This window comes from Roseicella aerolata (assembly GCF_020523605.1).
GTDB classification, from domain to species: Bacteria; Pseudomonadota; Alphaproteobacteria; order Acetobacterales; family Acetobacteraceae; genus Paracraurococcus; species Paracraurococcus aerolatus.
Map to the genome: position 1 here is coordinate 1 of NZ_JAJAQI010000115.1, position 4,208 is coordinate 4,208.

Genomic DNA, 4,208 nt, shown 5'->3' on the forward strand with positions numbered 1-4,208 from the left:
CTACATCGCCGCCGTGCTCGATCGGCTCGCAGGCGGCCACCCCATCACCCGCATCCACGAATTGCTGCCCTGGAACTTCAAGGCAGAACGTCAACCCGCCGCAATGGGCTGACGCTTACGGAGGAGGAGGACGGCAGCGTCCAGCACTCCCCCGATCCGGACATCCCCGATCGACCTTTGATCTCGGTGCCCGTGCTGCCGCACACCGCCTCGAGGGGCCAAGTCTGGACTGCGGTGTGGGACACGGTCCCGCAGGCTACATCGCAGAAGGATGATCTCCTCGGCAGCGCCACCCTTCTCCTTTGGGAAGTGATGGCGATCATCGCCATCGGCTGTGAGAACGGTGATCTGGCGAGCCAGGTGTCGGCTACGCTTGAGAACCTCAACATCGCAACGCGGGACGGCAACGACCTCCACCACCGCGCGGTAATCGCCGCATGGCCGCGTGAGCTGCGAGGCAAGTACTCCACCGTGACCGTCCGCAAGAGGGCCGCCAAGCAGTTGGGCAAGCTGCTCAAAGCGTACTGCGAGAAGCATCAGATCCCACTCGAACCCAGCGACGATCTTGTGCTGCAGGGAATGCGGATCATTAAGGCAACTCCCGGCCAGATCAGCGGCCTCGCGCGTAACTGGAACCCGCAAGCGACGAAGGTGCCGGAGAACCCGGTGATCGATCTCGACGAGGAAGCGGTTGACGGCGAGGTGCTCAGGCGAGGCTACGATGCCTTGGCGCGGCAAGGCATTACGGAAGTCTGCTCAGCCGGGATTACGCGAGACGGCCAGCTGAAGCGGCTACGGGTGGGCCGTCGCGGAGATGACAAAGAGACGATCAAGGAATCCGCCGAGCCTGACGCGGCGATCGACGTGCTGGCCGACCATGCGCTTCTCGACGAACGAGTCATAGTGAAGGAGGGCACGCAGTCTACGAAGCACATGCTGACCCAGGGAGCTAACTGCCTCGTCGGCACCACAGTCGGAATGGCCAGTTCCCCGGTCGTTTGCACCTTCTTGGACGGGGACTTGGCGCCTACGTTCTTCCCCCGCAAGCCGCCGGGTCCGCTGTGGCTCAATCCGACCATTGTCGTGGCCGGTATGAACCAGCGCGAGCGGCTGGCTGCTAACCTTGCGCACTTCCCGAGACGCTTCGCGTTCACCTTCTCCGCGCTGCCGGGCGGCTCGACGCTGGACGCCGGCACGTTCATCGTATGGGAGGTGGCGACCGACTTCACGAAGGAAGGACGCAAGACGCTCCGGGCCAATCTGATGCCCGGCGCGCTGCCACCCAAAGCAAGGAACGCGCTGCCGATCCAGCCTGACGAGAACAGGTTCACGGACAGGTGGAAGCACGAAGAGATGGCATTCTCCTGCGAGCTGCCGGTCCATCTGCTCCTCGACTTTGAGCGCCGCTGGATGCGGATGATTGAGACGCGGCAGAAGCAGGCTAAGGACGTCGTGCTTAAGCTGGGCGCGGACGCGATCACCGTGGACGAGGGTCTACACCGGCCTCCACTCGCGCACCGCATGCTGCGGGGCAGCCTGCCCGAGTGCCAGATGCTCACGGCGGACTTCGTCCGGGTCGTCAAAGCCATCAACGAGCTTCGCACCGTGGAGAGCGTGGTGCTGGACGTGATCGAGGAGATGGCTCGATTCACCGTGTCGCGCCCGGAGGCGCAGCACGTGATCTGGATGCCGCTACGCCAGCGGCACACCAGCGTGCGCAGCAGCAGCATGGTCCGCCCCTGGACGCTGACCTGGCGCAAATAGCGCCCTTTCAGGTTCCCCTCCAACGCAGGACCGGGGCGATCCTCGGGCCACCCTCCTTTTCCAGGTGCCAAGATGCTTGATTACGACCGCAAATGGGCGGACTACGCTCGCTGGACGCCCCCTTTGCAGCCGCCCCAGATCGATTTCCCCTTCGCGCCGCCTGGGCGCTACCAACTGCCTTCGGGCCTGACGTCCAACGAGGTCAATCCCCTCAGCCGGAACGGCAAGGTGGGCTTCCACTCCCACGCGCTGCTGAGCGCCGGCGTGATAGCGCAAGGCCAGATGCACCGGCTGTCGCAGCCCATGCGCAACGCCGTATCCGAGCGTGACCGCGCCCGCACAAGAATCATGGGCGACAGCGGGGGCTTTCAAGTGCTGACGATGAACCTGGCCATCAACGACATTGCGCGCGATCATCAGCTTCGCTGGTCGGAGCGCTACTGTGACGGCGCGCTACCGCTAGAGGTGCCCAGCGCAGCCGCCCACACGCCAGGAAACCGCTACTTCGGCAACTTTGATTTGGCATTGCACGACAGCGAGGAATCCCACCAGTTCTTCGAGGACCACTACAAAGGCGACACCGGCATGATGCGACTTGCCGTCATGCAGGGGCACACCCGCCAGGAGGTGCAGAGGTGGTATGGCGTGATGAAGCGGTTCCACTGGGGCAATGTAGCGCGCGGGGGCGCTATGCGGTTCAGCTTCACGCACGAGGTCCGCTTCTTCCGTCAGATGTATTCCGATGGCTATCTGGAGAACGTCCAATGGGTCCACTACCTGGGCACGGGTGATCCCGGCGTGGGGCTTCTCCTCACCGCTCTCAGGAGAGCCCTGAGCCGCAAGCTGGGCCGCAACGTGCTGGTGACCTACGACGCGGTTACGCCCCACCTCTACGCCTACGCGGACCAGAAGGCGATCGTCGGCGTGAACTGGTCGGGCCGCGGGCCGACGCTACTCGGCGTTCCGCTGGGCAAGGTGGGCCGCCCTACGGACGCCGAGGCGCGAGCGCCGCTGCCGGGAAGCGCAGTCGGTTGCCTGGACCTCACCCTGGCCGATCTGCGCCCCCGGCCGCAGCCCAACGCGAACGGCTGGGACGAACCCGGCAGGATCCTACTCTCCAGTCACAACCTGGACGCCATGGCCAACGCGATCATCCTGTGCAACCAGCTAGCCGATCTGAACTCCGGCCTCAGCTCGCCGATCCCGCACGCAATCCTGCAAGCGCGCCAGGTTATAGAGAGCATGTTCGACGATCCCAACATCGAGCGAGAGCTTCGCCACAAGAGTAGGCAGCTGAACCTGTTTGCGAAGCTCCGTCCTGAACAGGGCGAGCTTCTATGAGCCGAGTAGGATCGAGACAGGGATGATGCCTACATGTCCAATATCAATCTGAGCGGGATCACAATGGGCGAGAAGGCGAAGCGTCACCTTAGGATGCCGCTCGATGCGCTCACACCGTCCGACATAGGAGCGGCGGTGCAGGACGTGGGCGCCTCCTTCAGAGATCATGAAGCAGCATTTCACGCAGGCCATTCCCCCGATGAATTTCGCGACTTGGAACGGCACCGCGCGGCTGCGCATAAAGCCGAAGCGTGCCTTGCGGCAGGCGATCTGCGAGGCGCGATACTGGCTGTGATCGCTTACTGGGACGAAGCATAGCCGTGCGGCGCGGTCGCGCCCTCGCGGAGCACGTTGCTACCACGCACCGCATCCCGGCTGGCAGCGCGGAGTGATCGAAGCAATCGGCGGTCTGATGGGCGTCCAGTCCAGCACGAGGCGGTGCGCCCGTTGGAGTCCGGGTGCGCGCCTGATGCCGAGGCCTATCGCCCCCGGCGCCGGCCATGATGCACGGCCGGCGCCGCCTGGGCGGCGATGTGCTGGCTGATCTTCCACGACGACCATGGATCCACACGGGCACGCAAAGCCTCTCCGTGGCGCAGGTGCGTGCGATCATCCTGGAACAACCGGGGGGAATCAGCCGACGGTCGGGCGCGCTTGTGGGTCCGCCGGTGGCGCGCAATCTCGGTGCCTCTCTGGTCTAGTAGCTTGGCGAGGTCTTGCCCATCGCTTCGCCCTCAACCTCGAGCTCCAACCACGGGGTTTCGATGTGACATCCAGCATCACTGTGAAGTTGTCGCCAGAGCAGGTGCTCACTGCAATCTAGATCTCGCCCGCCTTCTCCGCCAGCGCAGCCGCCTTCAGAGTTCGATACACGCTGGCCCTATTAACCCGAAGCTCCGCCGCGATCTCCACGGGACGCAAGCCATTTGCCTGGAGCTCGCGCATGCGGCCAGCGAGGCGCCGTGCCGTTGGCGCGCGCCCCTTTGTGGCGCGACGATCTGGATGCGAGCAGCGCGACAATCAGGATGAGAGTCTGTGGTCGCGGCGGCTGGATGATTGTCGCGGCGCGACAGGTAGGCAAGCGGTTTTCGGGTGATGCGCGA

General features: G+C 64.4%; 4 protein-coding genes. All 4 read left to right on the top strand.

Going from position 1 to position 4,208, the window contains the following annotated elements:
• Positions 1 to 4: 4 nt before the first annotated feature.
• The 4 genes from LHA35_RS29150 to LHA35_RS27890 all read left to right on the top strand — a co-directional run bounded on the left by LHA35_RS29150 (position 5) and on the right by LHA35_RS27890 (position 3,423).
• Positions 5 to 112 carry a hypothetical protein gene (locus LHA35_RS29150; RefSeq protein WP_408902423.1) on the top strand — a complete coding sequence of 36 codons (108 nt, stop codon included), beginning with the start codon at positions 5 to 7 and terminating at the stop codon, positions 110 to 112.
• A 200-nt stretch (positions 113 to 312) separates the two neighbouring features.
• The gene (locus tag LHA35_RS27880) at positions 313 to 1,764 is read left to right on the top strand and encodes a hypothetical protein (protein WP_226614543.1); all 1,452 of its coding nucleotides are present in this window, start codon (positions 313 to 315) and stop codon (positions 1,762 to 1,764) included.
• 72 nt (positions 1,765 to 1,836) lie between these two features.
• A complete protein-coding gene (locus LHA35_RS27885) occupies positions 1,837 to 3,105 on the top strand; it encodes a hypothetical protein (protein WP_226614547.1) in 1,269 nt (422 codons plus the stop codon).
• A gap of 33 nt (positions 3,106 to 3,138) precedes the next feature.
• Complete coding sequence (locus LHA35_RS27890; protein ID WP_226614552.1) at positions 3,139 to 3,423, top strand: hypothetical protein; 285 nt, start codon at positions 3,139 to 3,141, stop codon at positions 3,421 to 3,423.
• The last annotated feature ends 785 nt before the right edge of the window (positions 3,424 to 4,208 follow it).